This is a genomic window from Streptomyces sp. NPDC055140, assembly GCF_053607285.1.
The window spans coordinates 118359-138950 of sequence record NZ_JBSGTG010000011.1; the positions used below are offsets into that span (position 1 = coordinate 118359).

At 70.9% G+C, this 20592-nt stretch carries 15 protein-coding genes; 9 read left to right on the forward strand and 6 right to left on the reverse strand.

The genetic code is table 11. The features are described from left to right. Window positions 1–82 precede the first annotated feature (82 nt). The 6 genes from ACWFR4_RS22105 to serA all read left to right on the forward strand — a co-directional run bounded on the left by ACWFR4_RS22105 (window position 83) and on the right by serA (window position 10089). A complete protein-coding gene (locus tag ACWFR4_RS22105) occupies window positions 83–1033 on the forward strand; it encodes a 2-hydroxyacid dehydrogenase (protein ID WP_453463891.1) in 951 nt (316 codons plus the stop codon). A gap of 431 nt (window positions 1034–1464) precedes the next feature. Then, on the forward strand, window positions 1465–4293 hold the full coding sequence (locus ACWFR4_RS22110; protein WP_453654111.1) for a putative bifunctional diguanylate cyclase/phosphodiesterase: 2829 nt from the start codon (window positions 1465–1467) through the stop codon (window positions 4291–4293). A gap of 243 nt (window positions 4294–4536) precedes the next feature. Continuing rightward, window positions 4537–6378, forward strand: a complete 1842-nt coding sequence (locus ACWFR4_RS22115; protein ID WP_453463897.1) for an acetolactate synthase large subunit — start codon at window positions 4537–4539, stop codon at window positions 6376–6378. Window positions 6379–6407: 29 nt separating this feature from the next. After that, window positions 6408–6935 carry an acetolactate synthase small subunit gene (gene ilvN, locus ACWFR4_RS22120; RefSeq protein WP_326711023.1) on the forward strand — a complete coding sequence of 176 codons (528 nt, stop codon included), beginning with the start codon at window positions 6408–6410 and terminating at the stop codon, window positions 6933–6935. A gap of 110 nt (window positions 6936–7045) precedes the next feature. Beyond that, the gene (gene ilvC, locus ACWFR4_RS22125; RefSeq protein ID WP_326711022.1) at window positions 7046–8047 is read left to right on the forward strand and encodes a ketol-acid reductoisomerase; all 1002 of its coding nucleotides are present in this window, start codon (window positions 7046–7048) and stop codon (window positions 8045–8047) included. 416 nt (window positions 8048–8463) lie between these two features. After that, a complete protein-coding gene (gene serA / locus ACWFR4_RS22130) occupies window positions 8464–10089 on the forward strand; it encodes a phosphoglycerate dehydrogenase (RefSeq protein WP_389700673.1) in 1626 nt (541 codons plus the stop codon). 145 nt (window positions 10090–10234) lie between these two features. Here the strand turns inward: serA and ACWFR4_RS22135 are convergent, their stop codons facing one another. After that, complete coding sequence (locus ACWFR4_RS22135; RefSeq protein ID WP_453654113.1) at window positions 10235–11770, reverse strand: MFS transporter; 1536 nt, start codon at window positions 11768–11770, stop codon at window positions 10235–10237. A gap of 122 nt (window positions 11771–11892) precedes the next feature. Here ACWFR4_RS22135 and ACWFR4_RS22140 point away from each other — a divergent pair, with 122 nt between their 5' ends. Then, on the forward strand, window positions 11893–12474 hold the full coding sequence (locus tag ACWFR4_RS22140) for a TetR/AcrR family transcriptional regulator (protein ID WP_453654115.1): 582 nt from the start codon (window positions 11893–11895) through the stop codon (window positions 12472–12474). On the opposite strand, the gene ACWFR4_RS22145 is transcribed toward ACWFR4_RS22140, so the two are convergent. Further along, window positions 12463–13623 (reverse strand): PucR family transcriptional regulator, encoded by a 1161-nt coding sequence (locus tag ACWFR4_RS22145; RefSeq protein WP_453468436.1) that lies wholly within the window; start codon window positions 13621–13623, stop codon window positions 12463–12465. The two genes, ACWFR4_RS22140 and ACWFR4_RS22145, sit on opposite strands and share 12 nt — an antisense overlap. Before the next feature lie 202 nt (window positions 13624–13825). Here ACWFR4_RS22145 and ACWFR4_RS22150 point away from each other — a divergent pair, with 202 nt between their 5' ends. Together ACWFR4_RS22150 and pruA are read left to right on the forward strand one after the other, a co-directional pair. Continuing rightward, window positions 13826–14752 (forward strand): proline dehydrogenase family protein, encoded by a 927-nt coding sequence (locus tag ACWFR4_RS22150; protein WP_453468434.1) that lies wholly within the window; start codon window positions 13826–13828, stop codon window positions 14750–14752. Window positions 14753–14919: 167 nt separating this feature from the next. Further along, entirely contained in the window at window positions 14920–16551 is a 1632-nt protein-coding gene (gene pruA / locus ACWFR4_RS22155; RefSeq protein WP_453468433.1) for an L-glutamate gamma-semialdehyde dehydrogenase, read from the forward strand. A 93-nt stretch (window positions 16552–16644) separates the two neighbouring features. Here the strand turns inward: pruA and bla are convergent, their stop codons facing one another. The 4 genes from bla to ACWFR4_RS22175 form a co-directional block, all read right to left on the reverse strand. After that, window positions 16645–17547, reverse strand: coding sequence for a class A beta-lactamase (bla, locus tag ACWFR4_RS22160; protein ID WP_453654117.1), 903 nt, complete (start codon window positions 17545–17547; stop codon window positions 16645–16647). Between the two features lie 86 nt (window positions 17548–17633). Continuing rightward, window positions 17634–18830, reverse strand: coding sequence for a lysophospholipid acyltransferase family protein (locus ACWFR4_RS22165; protein WP_453654119.1), 1197 nt, complete (start codon window positions 18828–18830; stop codon window positions 17634–17636). Beyond that, a complete protein-coding gene (locus ACWFR4_RS22170; protein WP_453654121.1) occupies window positions 18827–19681 on the reverse strand; it encodes a phosphatidate cytidylyltransferase in 855 nt (284 codons plus the stop codon). The genes ACWFR4_RS22165 and ACWFR4_RS22170 overlap by 4 nt, the downstream gene beginning before the upstream one ends. Further along, window positions 19678–20541 carry a hypothetical protein gene (locus tag ACWFR4_RS22175; RefSeq protein ID WP_453654123.1) on the reverse strand — a complete coding sequence of 288 codons (864 nt, stop codon included), beginning with the start codon at window positions 20539–20541 and terminating at the stop codon, window positions 19678–19680. The genes ACWFR4_RS22170 and ACWFR4_RS22175 overlap by 4 nt, the downstream gene beginning before the upstream one ends. Window positions 20542–20592: the final 51 nt, after the last annotated feature.

The following is a 20592-nucleotide window of genomic DNA, read 5'->3' on the forward strand; positions in this document are numbered from 1 at the left end:
CCTGCGTGTTCGAGAGGCACCCAAACTAACCTCTGGGACCCGGCCCGCCGCGCACAGCCCACCTCCCATTAGCCTCCTGACCATGAGTGCTGAGGTATCCGCCGACGTTTGGCTCCCGTTCCGTGAAGACGAGGTCCCCGGGCTTCCCGAGGGGCTCAACTACCGCTTCTGGGACGGCGGCCCCGACTTTCCCGCCGACCCGGCCGACTGCGCCTTCTACGTGGTCCCCTACATGAAGGGCGCGGACGTCGGCGTACGCCCCATGGCGGAGATGACGTCCGTACGGGCCGTGCAGACGCTCTCCGCCGGCGTCGACCACGTTCAGGGAGGCCTCAAGGCGCTCCCGTCGGGCGTGCGGCTGTGCAACGCGCGCGGTGTGCACGAGGCGAGCACCGCCGAGCTCACCCTCGCCCTGATCCTGGCGTCTCTGAGGGGCATCCCCGGGTTCGTGCGGGGACAGGAGAGCGAGGAGTGGCGCTCCGGTTTCTATCCGGCGCTCGCCGACAAGAACGTACTGATCATCGGGTACGGGTCGATCGGCTCCGCCATCGAGGACCGGCTCGCTCCCTTCGAGTGCGCGCGGGTGGTGCGCGTCGCACGCTCCGCCCGCACCACCGCACGCGGCCCCGTGCACCCGCTCACCGAGCTATCGGCGCTGCTCCCCGACGCGGACGTGGTGATCCTTTCGACGCCGCTCAACGAGGCGACGCGTGGTCTCGCGAACGCGGCCTTCCTGGCACGACTCAAGGACGGCGCCCTCCTCGTGAACGTCGCGCGCGGGGCCGTCGTCGACACCGAGGCGCTCCTGGCCGAACTGGAGAGCGGCCGGATCACCGCCGCTCTCGACGTCACCGATCCCGAACCCCTGCCCCAGGGGCACCCGTTGTGGCACGCTCCGGGAGTACTCGTCAGCCCGCACGTCGGCGGCTCCACATCCGCCTTCTGGCCGCGGGCCAAGCGACTGCTCGCCGCGCAGCTGACCCGGTTCGCGGCGGGAGAACCGCTCGAGAACGTCGTCCTGACGACGGACTGAGGGCGGGCTCCGGAGAGGCCCATCCACCGCCTCCCGGCCCGACCTCGCGCGCCCCCGCACACGCTCCGCGCCCGCCCGGATGCGCCCCGTACGCGCATCTCCCCTGGTCGTCACGGAGAGTAGAGAGACTATGTCCCTGAGTGACGAGTCTGGTGTATCGTCCCGACTGGGGCAGCGCCGTGGAGAGTTCGGCGCCGGGGACGGACAACCGGACTGTGAGGGGGGCGACGGGCGATGCATGGCCTATGGGCGAACGATCCGACGCGGCGGGGCCGCCGGCGACGACCCGCGCGCGCACGGGTCCGCACAAGCCGGCCCAGCCGCCACGGCAGCCGCAGGGGCGTACGCCACAGGAGCGGCGGACGCAGAAGGCCTCAGCGAGCAGCACACGGAAACCGGGACACGGGGGCGGCGCGGACCGGAGTGACCCCGTGAGCGCCCCCGGAACCGTGATCACCGGCCGCCGCCTGTTCCAGGGCGGAGGGTCCGGCCTCGCCTCGCAGCTCGTGTTCGCCCTCCTGTGCGGCGGGTACGCCACGGGGTCCGTGTTCGGCTGGGGATCCGACCGACTCGCCCTGTTCATGGGCGACTTCGGACTCAGCGCCGCCGCCGCGGTCGCCGCCGTGTCGAACTTCGCGTACGCACGCAGCCGGCGCAGCTGCTTTCGACCGGCCTGGATCCTGTTCGCGGTCTCCTCCGCCATGGCGTCCCTGGGGAACGGGGTGTGGGGCTGGTACGAGGTCGTACTCCAGCGCCCCGTGCCGACGCCGAGCCTCGCCGACGTCTTCTTCCTGTGCTTCGCGCCGCCCGCCATCGTCGGGCTGCTCGTCCTTGCCAAGCGCCCCTTCACCAAGGCCGGTTGGGTCTGTCTCGCGCTCGACTCCTGGCTCATCGCCGGCTCGCTGATCACGCTGTCCTGGAGCCTCGCCCTCGCGCACACCGCGCGGTTCGAAGGGCAGAGCGTCACCCGTACCGCGCTCTCCCTCGCCTACCCGCTCCTCGACATCGTGCTGGTCAGCATGGTGCTGGCGCTGCACTTCCGCCGCTCGCCCGGCAACCGCACGGCGGTGAACACCGCGATCGGCGCGCTCGCCCTGACCGTCATGTGCGACGCCCTGTTCACCTCGCCCCTGCTCCACGCGAGTTACCACTCGGGGGAGATCCTCGACGCCGGCTGGTTCGCCGGATCGCTGCTGCTCGCGTGCGCGCCCTGGGTAGGGCCGCGGCGCGGGGAGCACGACGGGGGCCCCGCGTTCGCTCGGTATCAGGTCACCCGCCCCATCTCCGGATCGCTCGCGGCGCTCACGCCCTATCTGGCCGCCGCCGTCTGCACGTTGGGGATTCTCTACAACGTCCTCAACGGCCACAGCGTGGACCGCGTGGTCCTCTTCACGGCCTGCACGGTCGTCCTGGCGCTCGTCGTGCGCCAGGGCATCATGCTCCTCGACAACATCACCCTCACCCAGGAGCTGGCGCAGAAGGAGAACCACTTCCGCTCCCTGGTGCAGGGCTCCAGCGACGTCATCATGATCGCCGCTCCGAACGGCATCCTCAGATACGTCAGCCCGGCCGCCGTCGGGGTCTACGGGCGTGACGCCGAGGAGCTCGTCGGGTCCGAGCTCGCCTCGATCATCCATCCCGAGGACCTCGGGCGCGTGGTCCACGAGGTGCGCCGCTTCCTCGCGGCGAGTCAGATCGAGGAGCCCACGACCCGGATCGAGTGCCGCTTCCGCTCCGGCACCGGCGCCTGGCTGAACGTGGAGTCGACGGTCAACCGCCACCACGGCGGCCTCATCCTCAACAGCCGGGACGTCACCGAACGGGTGCGCCTCCAGGCGCAGTTGCAGCACAACGCCGAGCACGATCCGCTCACCGACCTGCCCAACCGCGCCCTGTTCACCAAGCGGGTCGGCCACGCGCTGGGAGGCCGCCGCGCCACCGACCGCGGCACGGCCGTCCTCTTCATCGACCTCGACGGTTTCAAACAGGTCAACGACACCATCGGCCACCAGGCGGGCGACGAACTCCTCGTCCAGGCCGCCCGGCGGCTGGCCGAATCCGTGCGCTCCGGGGACACCGCCGCCCGCCTGGGAGGCGACGAGTTCGCGGCGCTGATCGTCGGCGACGGCAGCCGGGACGACACCGCGCGTGAGCAGCACATCTACGAGCTCGCGGACCGCCTCAGGGTCACCCTCTCGCAGCCCTACGCCATCGACGGCAACGATGTCCGGGTGGCCGCCTCCATCGGCGCCGCCTTCGCCGAACCCGACGTGTCCGCAGGCGAGTTGCTGCGGAACGCGGACCTGGCGATGTACCGGGCGAAGGCCGCCGGCAAGGGCCGGGTGGAGCTGTACGCGCCCCAGATGCAGGCCGACGTCGTCCGCAAGGCGGAGCTCGCCACGCGGCTGCGCACCGCCCTGCACGAGGGCGAGTTCGCCCTGCTGCACCAGCCGGTCGTCTCCCTCGCCACCGGCCGGATCACGTCGGTCGCCGCGCAGGCGCGCTGGCGCTCCACCCAGGGCATCCTGTTCACGCCCGCCGAGTTCCTGCGTACCGCCGAGGAGGGCGAGCGCACCGCCGAGCTCGGCCGCTGGATGCTGGAGGAGGCCGTCGAGCAGGCCGCCGAGCGGGGCCGCAGAGGTCATGCCGTGCCCGTGGCCGTCCGGATCGGCGCCCGCAGGCTCCTCGACCGGTCGCTGCCCCTCGGCTCCATCGAGGCGCTCCTGACCCGGCACGGGCTGCCCTCCGGCGCGCTGGTCATCGAGCTGGCCGACAGTGACCCCAGGGTTCCCCTGGACGAACTGGAGCGCCGTCTGACCGCGCTGCGCAGACTCGGCGCCCGGATCGCCCTGGACGGCTTCGGCAGCGGATATGCGGCCATCACGGCGCTGCGCAGGCTCCCTGTCGATGTACTGAAACTCGACCGCAGTCTCGTAGAAGGAGTGGTGGAATCCGCCCGCCTGCACAAGATCACCAGTGGTCTGCTGCGCATCGCCGGCGACCTCGGCCTGAATTCCGTGGCCGACGGCGTCGACCTGCCCGAGCAGGTCGTCGCACTGCGCGCCATGGGGTGCACACATGGACAGGGGATGGCCTTCTCCGGGCCGCTCGACGAGTACCGGCTGCGCCGCGCGCTGGCTTCGGGGAACTACCCGGTGCCCAGTGGTCCGGCCGAGCCGGTGTTCGCGGGCGTACCGTCGCCGTCCGGCCGGACGTCCCTGCTCCGCTCACATAATGAGACTCCCGTCCCACCTACTTGACACGCACTGTGTGCCGGGGGGAGGGTCAATGCCATGCGCACCCGAATTCTCGTACTTGGAAAGCGCGTCGGCTGAAGCTGGGACCCACCGGTCGGAACACCGGATCCCAGCGACCGCACCCGGCGCGCTCCCCTCGCTTGCCTCACGGCACGAGGGGTTTTTTGTTGCACCAGCGCGTGTAGTCCAGTAACAGAACACCGTACAAACCTCGCAAAAACCCTCAGCATCGAGAAGAGAATGCCGATGACCGAGCAGGCCACCGGGGCCCACCATCCGCAGCCGCGGCCCCGAGGACAGCAGTCCGCCCCCGTCGAGCACGTCACGGGTGCGAAGTCCCTCATCCGTTCGCTCGAGGAGGTCGGGGCCGACACGGTATTCGGGATTCCTGGCGGTGCGATCCTTCCCGCGTACGACCCGATGATGGACTCCACCCGCGTCCGTCACGTGCTCGTCCGGCACGAGCAGGGCGCCGGCCACGCGGCGACCGGCTACGCGCAGGCCACCGGCAAGGTCGGGGTGTGCATGGCCACTTCGGGCCCCGGCGCCACCAACCTCGTCACCCCGATCGCCGACGCGCACATGGACTCCGTGCCGCTCGTCGCGATCACCGGCCAGGTCGCCTCCAAGGCCATCGGCACGGACGCCTTCCAGGAGGCGGACATCGTCGGCATCACCATGCCGATCACCAAGCACAACTTCCTGGTGACCAAGGCCGAGGACATCCCGAAGACGATCGCCGAGGCGTTCCACATCGCGTCCACCGGCCGTCCCGGCCCCGTCCTCGTCGACATCGCCAAGGACGCCCTCCAGGCGCAGACCACCTTCAGCTGGCCGCCGCAGACCGACCTGCCCGGCTACCGCCCGGTGACCAAGCCGCACGCCAAGCAGATCCGCGAGGCCGCGAAGCTGATCACCGCCGCGAAGCGGCCGGTCCTCTACGTCGGCGGCGGTGTGCTCAAGGCGCACGCCACGGCCGAGCTGAAGGTCCTCGCAGAACTCACCGGAGCGCCCGTCACCACCACCCTGATGGCGCTCGGCGCATTCCCCGACAGCCACCCGCTGCACGTGGGAATGCCGGGCATGCACGGTGCGGTCACCGCCGTCACCGCGCTGCAGAAGGCCGACCTGATCGTCGCCCTCGGAACCCGCTTCGACGACCGCGTCACCGGCAAGCTGGACAGCTTCGCCCCGTTCGCGAAGATCGTCCACGCCGATATCGACCCGGCCGAGATCGGCAAGAACCGCGCCGCCGACGTGCCGATCGTCGGTGACGCCCGCGAGGTCATCGCCGACCTGGTCCAGGCCGTGCAGAAGGAGCACAGCGAGGGCCACAAGGGCGACTACAGCGCCTGGTGGAAGGACCTCAGCCGCTGGCGCGACACCTACCCGCTGGGCTACGACCAGCCCGAGGACGGCTCGCTCTCGCCGCAGAACGTCATCGAGCGGATCGGCCAGCTCGCGCCCGAGGGCACGATCTTCACCGCGGGCGTCGGCCAGCACCAGATGTGGGCCGCGCACTTCATCCAGTACGAGAAGCCCGCCACCTGGCTCAACTCCGGCGGCGCCGGAACGATGGGCTATTCGGTGCCCGCCGCGATGGGCGCGAAGGCCGGCATGCCGGACCACGCCGTCTGGGCGATCGACGGCGACGGCTGCTTCCAGATGACCAATCAGGAACTGACCACCTGCGCGCTCAACAACATCCCGATCAAGGTCGCCATCATCAACAACGGCGCCCTCGGCATGGTCCGCCAGTGGCAGACGCTGTTCTACAACCAGCGCTACTCCAACACCGTGCTCCACAGCGGCCCGGACGACGTCAAGGACAACAAGGGCACCCGCGTCCCCGACTTCGTCAAGCTGTCGGAGGCCATGGGCTGCTACGCCATCCGGTGTGAGCGCCCCGAGGATCTGGACAAGGTCATCGAAGAGGCCAACTCCATCAACGACCGCCCCGTCGTCGTCGACTTCATCGTCCACGAGGACGCCATGGTGTGGCCGATGGTCGCCGCCGGCACCTCCAACGACGAAGTCATGGCCGCCCGCGGGGTCCGCCCCGACTTCGGCGACAACGAAGACGACTGAGACCGAGAGCGAAAGAGAGACCAAGAGCCATGTCCAAGCACACGCTCTCCGTCCTGGTCGAGAACAAGCCAGGTGTCCTCGCCCGGATCACCGCACTGTTCTCCCGCCGCGGGTTCAACATCGACTCCCTGGCGGTCGGCGTCACCGAGCACCCCGACATCTCCCGCATCACCATCGTGGTGAACGTGATCGAGGCGCTGCCGCTCGAACAGGTCACGAAGCAGCTCAACAAGCTGGTCAACGTCCTGAAGATCGTCGAACTGGAGCAGGGCCACGCCGTCCAGCGCGAGCTCGTCCTCGCCAAGGTCCGCGCCGACAACGAGACGCGCTCGCAGATCGTCGAGATCGTCCAGCTGTTCCGCGCCAAGACCGTGGACGTCTCCCCCGAGGCCGTCACCATCGAGGCCACCGGCTCCAGCGACAAGCTGGAAGCGATGCTCAAGATGCTGGAACCCTTCGGCATCAAGGAGCTCGTCCAGTCGGGCACCATCGCGGTCGGCCGCGGCTCGCGCTCCATCACCGACCGGAGCCTGCGGGCGCTCGACCGCACGGCCTGAGCCCCCCAGGTGCTTTCGAGCGCCCTCTCGTATACCGAGACCCGAAAACTTCCCTCCGCAATCCCGCCGTACGGTGGGACGCACCACCTGCACACCAAGGAGAAAATCCAGTGGCCGAGCTGTTCTACGACGACGATGCCGACCTGTCCATCATCCAGGGCCGCAAGGTCGCGGTGATCGGTTACGGCAGCCAGGGCCACGCCCACGCGCTGTCGCTGCGTGACTCGGGTGTCGACGTCCGCGTCGGTCTGCACGAAGGCTCCAAGTCCAAGGCCAAGGCCGAGGAGCAGGGCCTGCGTGTGGTGACCGTGTCCGAGGCCGCCGCCGAGGCCGACGTCATCATGATCCTCGTCCCGGACCCGCTCCAGGCCCAGGTCTACGAGGAGTCCATCAAGGACAACCTCAAGGACGGCGACGCGCTGTTCTTCGGCCACGGCCTGAACATCCGCTACGGCTTCATCAAGCCCCCGGCCAACGTGGACGTGGCGATGGTCGCGCCCAAGGGCCCGGGTCACCTGGTGCGCCGCCAGTACGAAGAGGGCCGCGGCGTTCCGTGCATCGCGGCCGTCGAGCAGGACGCCACGGGCAAGGGCTTCGAGCTGGCCCTCTCCTACGCGAAGGGCATCGGCGGCACCCGCGCCGGCGTCATCAAGACGACCTTCACCGAGGAGACCGAGACCGACCTGTTCGGTGAGCAGGCCGTCCTGTGCGGTGGCACCGCCGCGCTGGTCAAGGCGGGCTTCGAGACGCTGACCGAGGCCGGCTACCAGCCGGAGATCGCGTACTTCGAGTGCCTCCACGAGCTGAAGCTCATCGTCGACCTCATGTACGAGGGCGGCCTGGAGAAGATGCGCTGGTCGATCTCCGAGACCGCCGAGTGGGGCGACTACGTCACCGGCCCGCGCATCATCACGGACGCCACCAAGGCCGAGATGAAGAAGGTCCTCGCCGAGATCCAGGACGGCACGTTCGCCAAGAACTGGATGGACGAGTACCACTCGGGCCTGAAGAAGTACAACGAGTACAAGACCCAGGACGAGAACCACCTCCTGGAGACCACCGGCAAGGAGCTCCGCAAGCTCATGAGCTGGGTGGACAACGACGAGGCGTAAGCCTTGCGACGAGGGGGCCGGGGCGAACGCCCCGGCCCCCTCGTCGAGGTGGACGGCCCGCGGCGCTCTCGTGTCAACGTGGTTGTCCACCCCGTCCAGCCACGGACGGGTGATCCTTCCACGGAGGCGCAAGACCACCTCCGAAGCGCCACTAGACTGCAGAACACATTCGCGTCGGGCCCACAGCGTCGTGCGTCTACCACGCGGCACAGCGACACCGAAGAAGTGCAAGCACGTCCCCACGCCGCCCGGCACGCACTCTCGCCGGACCGGCCAAAGGCACAAGTAGCCCTGCTACGAGAGCCTTCGTCCGGCACACCGAGAGCACGCACCGAACGACGCGGGAACGCACCCGCACTTCCCCGGTGCCGATGACACCCCTCCACCGCCTGCGGCCGTCGGGACGGCCGTCCGCAATGGGACTTGTGAGGACTCACGTGAGCACTGCTGCAACCGGCAAACCTGTCGTACTCATCGCGGAAGAGCTGTCTCCCGCGACCGTCGACGCTCTTGGCCCTGACTTCGAGATCCGCCAGTGCAACGGCGCCGACCGGGCCGAGCTGCTCCCGGCCATCGCCGACGTCGACGCGATCCTGATCCGTTCGGCCACCAAGGTCGACGCCGAGGCGATCGCCGCCGCGAAGAAGCTGAAGGTCGTCGCACGAGCCGGTGTCGGCCTCGACAACGTCGACGTCTCCGCCGCCACCAAGGCCGGCGTGATGGTCGTCAATGCCCCGACCTCCAACATCGTGACCGCCGCCGAGCTCGCCTGCGGCCTGCTCATCGCCACCGCGCGCAACATCCCGCAGGGCAGCCAGGCCCTCAAGGCCGGCGAGTGGAAGCGCTCCAAGTACACGGGCGTCGAGCTGGCCGAGAAGACCCTCGGCGTCGTCGGCCTCGGCCGCATCGGCGCGCTCGTCGCGCAGCGCATGTCGGCCTTCGGCATGAAGGTCGTCGCGTACGACCCGTACGTGCAGCCCGCGCGCGCCGCCCAGATGGGTGTCAAGGTCCTCACCCTCGACGAGCTGCTCGAGGTCTCCGACTTCATCACCGTGCACCTCCCCAAGACCCCCGAGACGGTCGGCCTCATCGGCGACGACGCGCTGCGCAAGGTCAAGCCGACCGTCCGCATCGTCAACGCCGCGCGCGGCGGGATCGTCGACGAGGCGGCGCTGTACTCGGCGCTCAAGGAGGGCCGCGTCGCCGGCGCCGGCCTCGACGTGTACGCGAAGGAGCCCTGCACGGACTCCCCGCTGTTCGAGTTCGACCAGGTCGTGGCCACCCCGCACCTCGGTGCCTCCACGGACGAGGCGCAGGAGAAGGCCGGTATCGCCGTCGCCCGCTCCGTGCGGCTCGCGCTCGCCGGTGAGCTCGTACCGGACGCGGTGAACGTCCAGGGCGGCGTCATCGCCGAGGACGTCAAGCCGGGCCTGCCGCTCGCCGAGAAGCTCGGCCGGATCTTCACCGCGCTCGCGGGCGAGGTCGCGGCCCGCCTCGACGTCGAGGTCTACGGCGAGATCACCCAGCACGACGTGAAGGTGCTCGAACTCTCCGCTCTGAAGGGCGTGTTCGAGGACGTCGTCGACGAGACGGTGTCGTACGTGAACGCTCCGCTGTTCGCGCAGGAGCGCGGCGTCGAGGTCCGCCTCACCACGAGCTCCGAGTCCCCGGACCACCGGAACGTCGTCACCGTGCGCGGCACGCTGACCGGCGGCGAGGAGATCTCGGTCTCCGGCACGCTCGCCGGCCCCAAGCACCTCCAGAAGATCGTCGCCGTCGGCGAGTACGACGTGGACCTCGCCCTGGCCGACCACATGGTCGTCCTGCGCTACGAGGACCGTCCCGGTGTCGTCGGCACCGTGGGCCGCGTGCTCGGCGAGGCGGGCATCAACATCGCCGGCATGCAGGTCGCCCGTGCGGACGTGGGCGGCGAGGCGCTGGCCGTCCTGACCGTCGACGACACGGTTCCCGCCGGGGTGCTCGGCGAGCTGGGTGATGAGATCGGCGCGACGTCGGCGCGCTCCGTGAACCTGACGGACTAGTTCTTGGTACGTGGTTGGGCCCGGGTCACCCTTTTGGTGGCCCGGGCCCTTCTTTTTTCTCCCCCTGACCCAAATGCCGGGCGGGCTGATATTCAGCCCGTCCGGCATTTGAGGACATTCGGGAAGGGGCGGGTCGGGGGAGAGGTCAGGCCGTCGCCCGCTCCGGCTCCCGCTGCTCTTCCCGCTGCGGCGCAGCCACCCCGCGCAGGCCCCGCAGAGCCAGTACCGCCGCCCCCAGCAGGACCGCCCCGCCGGCCAGCGCAGCGATGTGCATGCCGCTCGTGAACGCCTCCCGGGCTGACAGGAGGAGAGCGTCGCCCGCCCGGCCCGGCAGGTGCTGCGCCACCGCGAGCGCTCCGCCCAGCGTCTCCTTCGCCTCGGCCGGCGCGTCGCCGATCTCGTGGCGGTAGACCGCCGTACCGATCGAGCCCAGGACGGCCATGCCGAGGGCGCCGCCGAACTCCTGGCCCGTCTCGAGCAGGGACGACGCCGCGCCCGCCTTCTCCGCGGGGGCCGCGCCGAGCGCCAGGTCGGTCAGCTGCGAGCCCACGATCACCGCGCCGGAGGCGAGTACACCCGCTCCGGCCAGGACGGTCCACAGGGAGTCCGTACCGGTCAGTGTCAGGAGGCCGTAGCCGCAGGCGCTGGTCAGGAAGCCGGCCGTGACGACGGAGCCCCGGTGCACGCCCCGCTGCACGAGGACCGTCGCGATGGGGGCCGCGAGACCGATGAACACGGTCGGCGCGAGCGCCCACAGCGCCGCTTCGAGTGCGCTCTTGCCGAGGACGGCCTGGAGGTACTGCGTCGTGAAGTAGGCCGACCCCATCATCGCGAAGGCCGAGATGAGGTTGAGGGTGACGGCGGGGCCGAAGCCGCGGCCGCGGAAGAGGGCCGGCGAGATCATCGGTGACTCGACGGTGCGCTGACGGCGTACGAACAGGGCGCCGAAGACGAGGCCGACGACGATCGAGGCGACGTAGAGCGGCTCGAAGCCCTCGGAGGGGATCTCCTTGATGCCGTAGACGAGGGGGAGCACCGCGGCCATCGACAGCGGAACGCTCAGGAAGTCGAAGCGGCCCGGCTGCGGGTCCTTGAACTCGGGGAGCAGGACCGGGGCGAGCAGCAGGAGCAGGGCCATCGCGGGCAGGTTGACGAGGAAGACCGAGCCCCACCAGAAGTGCTCGACGAGGATGCCGCTCATCACCGAGCCGAGCGCGATGCCGCCGGTCATGACGCCGGACCAGATACCGATGGCCGTCGCGCGCTGCTTGTCGTCGCGGAACATGTTGCGCACCAGTGCCATCGTCGTGGGCATCAGGGTGGCGCCGCCGATGCCGAGGATCGCACGGGCCGCGATCAGCATTTCCGCGCTGTTCGCGTAGGCCGCGCAGACGGAGGCGGCGCCGAAGGCGGTGGCGCCGATCATCAGGAGCTTGCGACGGCCGATGCGGTCGCCGAGGGAGCCCATCGTCATCAGCAGGCCGGCGAGCACGAACGCGTAGATGTCGAAGATCCACAGCTGCTGGGTGCCGGTGGGCTCGAGGTCCGCGCTGATCGAGGGGATCGCGAAGTAGAGGACGGAGACGTCCATCGAGACGAGGAGCAGCGGAAGCATCAGGACCGCGAGAGCCGTCCATTCACGGTGCCCCGCACGGGAGTTGGTGCTCGGTGAGTTCGTCATGAGGAGGACTGTACGAGCGTCTTAAACGTTTGTCTAGTACGGCTGTATGGATCGGCTGTGTAAGACGTTGGTATGGGACGTATGTATGGGACGCCCGTATGGAACGGGGGTACGGTGGCCGCATGGGACATCGCGAGGATCTGCTCGAAGGCGCCAAGCGCTGCCTTCTGGAGAAGGGGTTCGTGCGCACGACGGCGCGCGACATCGTCAAGGAGTCGGGGACCAACCTGGCGTCGATCGGCTACCACTACGGCTCGAAGGACGCGCTGCTCGCGCAGGCGTACGTGGCACTGGCCGAGGGAGCCTCGGACGACTGGAGCGCGGTGGGCGAACTGCCTGGTGCGCCCGGCTCGTTGGAGCGGTTCCGTGCCGTGATGGCCGGGATCACCGGCAGCCTCGGAAAGCCCGGGTCCATCTGGCACCTGAGCATCGAGCTCGTGACGATGGGCGACAAGATGCCGGTCGTGCGCGAGCAGCTGGCGCAAGCTCAGCACGAGGCGGGGCGCGGCTTCATCGGCATGGTCATGGGGGAGGAGCCGCCGGCCGACGATCCGAGCGTGCACACGCTCGGGAAGCTCTTCTCGGTGCTGGTCCTCGGGCTCGTCGCCCAGCACACCTTCGACGCGGACTACTCGCCCAGCGCCGACGAACTCACCGAGGGCTTGCGGCTGTTGCTGGACGCGATGCGCGCGTCACAGGCGTGACGCCTTGAGCCCCATGTGCAGCAGCAGCCGGTCCTCGCCGTCGTCCAGGTCGAGCCCGGTGAGCTGCTCCACGCGGGACAGGCGGTAGTAGAGGGTCTGGCGGTGGATGCCCAGCTCCGCCGCCGTGCGGCCCGCCTGGCCCGCGCAGTCGAGGAACACCTCGGTGGTGCGGGCCAGTTGACGGTTGGCCGGCAGCAGGAGCGGGGCCAGGACCGGGTCGTGCGCCGTGTCCGGGGGCAGCGCGGTGAGCAGGCGGTACGGGCCGATCGCCGCCCAGTGCGCGTCCGGGCCGAGACGCGGCTCGGCGAGCGCCGCGCGCGCCGCGGCCGTCGCCTCCTGCCAGGCGGCCCCGAGGTCACCCAGTTCGCGCCGAGCGCCCCCGAACCCAGCCGCGACGACCGCCGTACCGGCGCGCTCCCGCAGCTTCGCCGTCGCCGCCATGGCCGGCCCGAGCGCGTCCGCCGCACGCAGCCGCACCAGGAGGGCCAGGGCCTGCCCGGCCGCGCCCCACGGCACCGTGCACAGCGCGTCGGCCGCGGGGATCGTACGGAAGGACGGCGCGTCGTCGGGGTCCGCCGAAGGCCACGGGGCGACGCACACCACTGCGTGTAGCCCGTCCGCGCGCGAGCCGAGCGCCGTGCGCAGGGCCGCCACCGCCATGTCCCGCTGCCAGCCGCGCTCGGCCGTGAGCACCTCTCGGAACTCGCGGGTCAGGTCGGCGCCCGCCTGCGCCTCGTCCGCGAGCAGCGCGCCGATGCGGCCCGCCACCTCCATCGCGGCGGTCAGCTGCTGCTCGGTCGGCCCCGGATCGTCGTCGAGCAGCCACACGTAGCCGAGGACGACACTCCGATGGCGTACGGGAAGGCAGATGCGGCCCCGGTAGACCCCGGCCTCCGGCGTCGGCGGGATGCGGACGGGCCCGGTGGCGCGGGCGATGCCGAAGCCCTCGAACCAGGTGCGCACCGCCGCGGTGGAGCGGCGGGTCAGGATCGAGCGGGTGCGGACGGGGTCCAGCGTCGATTCGTCGAAATCGCTGTCGCTGTCGTGCGCGCCGAACGCGATCAGCCCGAAATCCCGGTTCTCCAGCGTCGCGGGGGCGCTGAGCAGCGCCGAGATCTCGTCGACCAGTTCCTGGTAGTCGCCCTTCACCCCGCCATTCTCGCGCAACCCACCGAACTCTTCAGACAAATGTCTGAGGTGGCGGCCGCAGATGCGTGACAGCTGTCGATGGCACTGGATCGGAGGGATCCTTAGATTTCACGGTGGTTCTCCGTGCCGTACCGGTCTGTTGCGATTCAGTTCGTTTACGCCGATACCGCCACTCGTTTCGTACTCTCCGTGGAGGTGCCCCGTGCTGGGTCCCGTGATTCTCGCCGCGTCGCGCAGCGACAGGATGCGCCGTTTCATCTCGGCAGCCCCCGGCACGAAGCAGGTCGTCGACCGGTTCATCGCCGGTGAGGGCGTCGACGACGTCGTGCCGATCGTCGTGGACGCCTGCGACAAGGGCCTCGAAGTCACCCTCGACGTGGTCGGCGAGGACATCACCACCCCCGAGCAGGCCGCCGCCGCGCGCGACGCCTACCTCGAGCTGATCGTGCGCCTCAAGGACCTGGGCCTCGGCACCAAGGCCGAGATGTCCGTCAAGCTGTCGATGTTCGGCCAGGCGCTGGAGGGCGGCCACGAGCTGGCCCTCGCCAACGTCCGCCCGGTCGTCGAGGCCGCCGCCGCGATCGGCACCACGGTCACCCTCGACGCCGAGGACCACACCACCCTCGACTCGATGTTCGCCATCCACGAGGAGCTGCGGAAGGACTTCCCGCAGACCGGATGCGTCATCCAGGCCTACCTCTTCCGCACCGAGGACGATGCCCGCCGCCTGGCCGCCGCCGGCAGCCGCGTGCGCATCGTGAAGGGCGCATACAAGGAGCCCGCCTCCGTCGCGTACCAGGACAAGGGCGAGATCGACAAGGCGTACGTCCGCATCCTGAAGGTTCTGATGGAGGGCGACGGGTACCCGATGATCGGGTCCCACGACCCGCGCCTCATCTCCATCAGCCAGGAGCTCGCCCGCCGCGCCGGGCGCAAGCTGGACGAGTACGAGTTCCAGATGCTGTACGGGATCCGCAGCGACGAGCACGTCCGTCTCGCCGCCGAGGGCCACCGGATGCGCGTCTACACCGCGTACGGCACCGACTGGTACGGCTACTTCATGCGCCGCCTCGCGGAGAAGCCCGCCAACCTGCTGTTCTTCGCCCGCTCCATCCTCACCAAGGGCTGAGCCCCACCCCTCTCGAAGGAGTTCCGAGACTCGTGACTCCGCCCCTGGGGGCTTCTCACCGGACCGACGCCGCGGTCTCGTGAAGGTCAAGCCCTGACCACCAGACAACGTACGCGGTTTCAGATCCTCCCTGCTGAAGCCCGAGATTCACTCGGAAGAGGTAAGTCATGGACGCTGTAACCCAGGTCCCCGCTCCCGTCAACGAGCCGGTGCACGGCTACGCCCCCGGCTCCCCGGAGCGGGCGCGCCTCGAGGTCAAGCTCAAGGAGCTTGCCGAGAACCCGATCGAGCTGTCGATGACCATCGGCGGCGTCAAGCGCCTCGGTGGCGGTGACGAGTTCTCCGTCGTCCAGCCGCACAACCACAAGGCCGTCATCGGTACGGGCCGCGGCGCCACGCAGCAGGACGCGCAGGACGCGATCGACGCCGCGCTCGCCGCCGCCCCGGCCTGGCGCGCGATGTCCTTCGACGACCGCGCCGCGATCATCCTGCGCGCCGCCGAGCTGCTGTCCACGACGTGGCGCGAGACGCTCGCCGCGTCCACGATGCTCGGCCAGTCGAAGACCGCGCAGCAGGCCGAGATCGACACCCCCTGTGAGCTCGTCGACTTCTGGCGCTTCAACGTGCACTACGCGCGCCAGATCCTCGCCGAGCAGCCCCCGGCGAACTCCACCGGCGTGTGGAACCGCATGGACCACCGCCCGCTCGAGGGCTTCGTCTACGCGATCACGCCCTTCAACTTCACCGCCATCGCGGGCAACCTCCCCACCGCCCCCGCCCTCATGGGCAACGTGGTGGTCTGGAAGCCGTCCCCGACGCAGACCCACGCCGCCGTGCTGCTCATGCAGCTCCTCGAAGAGGCCGGTCTGCCCAAGGGCGTCATCAACCTCGTCACCGGTGACGGCATCGCGGTCTCCGAGGTCGCCCTCAACCACCGCGACCTGGCCGGCATCCACTTCACCGGCTCGACCCCGACCTTCCAGCACCTGTGGAAGACGGTCGGCGAGAACATCGCGAAGTACCGCACCTACCCGCGTCTCGTCGGCGAGACCGGCGGCAAGGACTTCGTCGTCGCCCACCCGAGCGCCGACCGCGCCGTCCTCAAGACGGCCCTGACCCGCGGCTCCTTCGAGTTCCAGGGCCAGAAGTGCTCCGCGAGCTCGCGCGCCTACGTCCCGGCCTCCATCTGGAACTCCGGCTTCAAGGAGGAGTTCGCGGCCGAGGTCGACGGCATCAAGATGGGTGACGTCACCGACCTGTCGAACTTCATCGGCGCCGTCATCGACGACCGCGCGTTCGCCAAGAACAAGGCGGCCATCGACCGCGCCAAGGCCGACGACTCCTGCACCATCGTCGCGGGCGGCACCTACGACGACTCGGTCGGCTACTTCGTGCGCCCGACCGTCGTCGAGTGCGCGGACCCGGAGAACGAGGTCTTCAAGACCGAGTACTTCGGCCCGTTCCTCGCCGTCCACGTCTACGAGGACGACAAGTACGACGACATGCTGACCCAGATGGAGTCGGCGTCGGACTACGCCCTGACGGGCTCGGTCATCTCCAACGACCGCGCCGCGGCCGCCTACACGATGGAGAAGCTCCGCTACGCCGCGGGCAACTTCTACATCAACGACAAGTCGACCGGCGCCGTCGTCGGCCAGCAGCCCTTCGGCGGCGGCCGCGCCTCCGGCACCAACGACAAGGCCGGCGCCCCGCAGAACCTCCAGCGCTGGACCCTGACCCGCGCCATCAAGGAGACGCTGGTCCCGCCGACCGAGTACGGCTACCCGCACATGGGCTGACGCCCACCCCGGGCGGCCCGCACGGGCCGCCCCCACCCGCCCCCGCCTCCGACCAGGGCCCCACCCCGGTCGGAGGCGGTGTCGTGTCCGGGGTCAGAGCAGTGCGTCCACGGCGACGCGCGTGATGTCGGCGGCGATCCGGTCCTGGCCCGGGGTGTCCGGGTCGAGCCGGGTCGTGTACACGGAGACGACCAGGGGAGCCCCGCCGCCCGGCGGCCAGGCCACGGCCACGTCGTTGACCCCGCCGTAGGCAGGCGACCCGGTCTTGTCGCCGACCCGCCAGCCCGGCGGGAGCCCCGCGCGGATCCGCTTGTCGCCGGTGGTGTTCTCCACCAGCCACCGGGTCAGCTGGCCCCGGTCGAGCGGGTGGAGGGCGTCGCCGAGGACCAGCGCGCGCAGGTCCTCGGTCATGGCGGCGGGCGTCGTGGTGTCCCGCCGGTCGCCGGGGAGGTTCGTGTTGAGGTCGGTCTCCCACCGGTCGAGCCGGGTCACGGAGTCGCCGAGCGAGCGGGCGAACGTGGTGACGCCGGCGGGGCCGCCGATCCGGCGCATCAGCAGATTGGCCGCGGTGTTGTCGCTGTACGTGATGGCGGCGTCGCACAACTCCCGCACCGTCATGCCGGTTTCGAGGTGCAGCTCGGTGCGGGGCGAGGCGGCCACGAGGTCGTCGCGTCCGTAGCGGATCAGTACGTCGAGCAGTCCCGGCTCCTGCTCGCGCGCCCTGTGCAGGACCGCCGAGGCGGCGAGCACCTTGAACGTCGAAGCGATCGCGAAGCGCTCGTGCGCGCGGTAGGCGAGAAAGGCGCCGGTTCCGGTGTGCAGGGCGTGCACCCCGATGCGGCCGGGGTAGCCCGCCTCCAGCTCGCGCAGCCGGTGCCGGGCGTCGCCGCCGGCCTCGGGGGCGGGCGCCGCGCTCGCGGTGCCGGGCACGGAGAGGAGGACGGGCGCCAGGGCCGCTGCGCCGAGGAGGGTCCTGCGGGAGGGAGGTAAATTCATGATCTCGAAGGTACGTGAGCGGGGTCGGGGATGCCGGTGTCATCGCCTGGTTCGTGGCGCCGCGCGGCCCGCTGTGACCGGCCGCGTCAGCTCCAGCCCGCCACGACGAGGGAGAGACCGGCCGCGAAGCCGCCGCACAGCAGGCCCAGGTAGAGCCCGTAGAGCCTGCGCAGCCGGTGCACCAGGAAGCCGAACGCGCCGAACGCGAGCCCCACGGTGAGCGTGCGCGAACCGCGGGCGCGCGCCGACTCGGACAGCCAGTCCGTGACGGGGACGTCCGCGTGGCCCGCCTCCTTCACGTAGACCTTGAAGGGGATGCCGTTCCAGGGCTGGTGGCGTACCGCCGACGCGCCCTCGACGGACAGTTCGTGAGGGACCTCCGCCCGCATCCGGTCCGTCGTCAGGGGTGCGGGCAACGACACGCCCACGGAGGCCAGTTGGAGCCCGAGCAGGCAGCCCGCGAGGCTGCCCGCGAGCGCGGTGACGGACAACTTCAGGGCCCGGCGCGGCACCGCCACGCACGCCACCGCGAGGAACAGCTCCGGCATCAGTGGCCAGCTCAGCGCCTCCGCGCACGCCCACGCGAAGGCCAGGAGCAGCCCGAGCCGTGCGTTGATCACGCGGGCGAGGACCTTGCGGACGCGGGAGTCCCGCAGCGGCTCCGCGACCGTACGGTCATGCAGCGCCGCGACCGCCTTACGGGCCTCCTCCGGAGTCGCCGTGTGCGGGAGCGGCTCGCCGATCCGCACCCGGACCAGGGACGGACGCAGCCTGCCGTGCTTGGGCAGCAGCCGGTCCGTGCCCGCGATCCCGACCGGCACGACCGGCACGCGCGCGTGCTCCGCCAGGACCAGCGCGCCCCGGTGGAACGACCCCAGCTCACCCGCACGCGCGCGTGTGCCCTCGGGGAAGAGAACCACTGCGCGGCCCGCGCGCAGCGTGTCCGCCATGCCGAGCAGATCGTCCATGCCCCCGCCGGAGCGACGCACCGGGAACCCGGCGGCGAGGCGGCTGCAGAGCCGGCTGCGCCAGGGCGAGGCGAACCAGTAGTCGGCCGCCGCACCGATCGCCGGCGCGTGCGACGCGTCGAGCGCGGCGAGCAGCGCCGCGGTGTCGGCGTGCGAGCTGTGGTTGGCGACCACGACACAGCCGCCGTGCGGGAGCCGGCCCCGGCGCTCCACACCGCCGGTGAGAGTGAGGACGAGCCACCACAGGGCGTGGCGGAGCCGGGCGGCCGCACGGGACGGGCGCACACGGGCCGCAGCGGTCACGGTCGTCGTCACAGGGTCACCACCATCACGAGGAGCAGGGCCGCGAGGAGTGAGTCGATACGGTCGAGGAGCCCGCCGAAGCCCGGCAGCCAGCTGCCCGCGTCCTTCACTCCCGCCTCGCGCTTCACCATCGACTCGACGAGATCGCCGAGGACGCAGCCGGCCAGGACGGCCGCCCACAGGACCGGCGTGAACGCGCCGACTGCCGCGAGCGCGGCGGCAGTTGCCGCAGCGGCGCCGCCCACACCCGCCCACGTCTTGTTGGGGGACAGCGGCGAGAGGCGCCGCGCGAGCGGCCCCCGCCGGCCGAGCGCCGTACCGCCGCACCACGCGCCCACGTCACCGAGGGCCACCGCGACCCCCACCGCGAGCGCCGTGTCTCCGAGCAGCACCAGGCCGCTGAGCGACACCGGGATCCATAGGAGACCGAAGAGCGTGCGCGACGCGCGCGTGAAGCCCTGCTCGGTGTCGCCCGCGCAGACCGCCGCGAGGACGGCGAGTACGAGAAGTGCTCCCGTCGTGCGGGGGTCGGGCCCCGCAAGTGCCGCTCCAGGTACGGCGATTGCCGCGGAGACCAGTACGGCCCGCTCGGCGCGGGGCAGGACCGCCATCCGTGCGTACTCGCCCACGGCGACCACGCCGAGCCCGGCCGCGAGCGCGAACGCGCCCGCGCGGCCCACGAAGAAGGCCCCGATGAACAGCGGCGCGGACAGCGCCCAGGTCCGCCACCGCCTGCGCAGCTCGGCGCGCATCCGTACCCGGGACGGCAGCGAGGCGACGGCGACACCGCCGGCTCCGAGGAGCCCGGCCACGACCGGCACGGCCCGCCCGGCCACCTCGCCGGCGACGAACACGGCGCTCATCGGGTGCCCCGCGGCTGCGTGCCGCGGTCCGCGGGGGACCGCGGGCGGGTGTGCGTGATGCCGCCGGACACCTCGCCGGGGTCGAGAGGGAGGCTCCGAGCGTGCTCAGAGGGAAGGGAGCTGAGCGTGGGGGAGGAGGACGGGGACGGGCGGCGACGGCTGGTCGGGGACGCGGGCTCCGCCACCCGCACCACAGGCTTCTCGCTCGCCACAGCCCTCTCTGTAGCCACAGTCCTCTCCGTAAGCACAGCCCGTTCTGTAGCCGCAGCAGCCCCAGCCGTCTCAGGCTTCCCCAGCGCCCTCCATACCCACACCGCCCGCACCACCGCTGTCAGTGCGGATCCCGCCGCGACGACCGCGAGCACCGGTACCGCCCAGCCCGAGGCCGCGGCCACGACCGCCAGGAGGCAGCGCTCCGTCTTGCCGACCGGGCCGCCGTTGCGCCGGGGCGCACCCGCCGCCGCGCCCGCCAGCGAGACCCACGAAGGGAGCGTCGCCGCGAAGGCCGCCGCGGCCACCAGCCACAGCGGGGCCAGCGGCAGGAAACCCGTGATGACGAGCAGGTCGGCCGCGCGGTCACCCAGCTCGTTCAGGAGCGCGCCGCGCCGCGTCGTGCGGCCGGTGTCTCGGGCGAGCGCGCCGTCCAGGTTCGCGAAGGCGAGCCGCCCCGCGAGCAGCACCGCCACCGGAAGCGCGGCCAGTGGCGCCGGCAGCCACGCGAGCGCCGCCGCCGCGCCCGCGGCGCACACGACACCGGCCGCCGTCAGGGTGTCGGGCGAGACCTGCCGGTCGGCGAGCGCGCGGCGCAGGCCGGAGAGCCGGTCCGCGTACCAGGGCTTGAGAGCGTAGAGGCCGTTCATGAGGACGACTGTGCCGCCGCGGACGCGGCGTGAAATCGGCACGCGTACTCA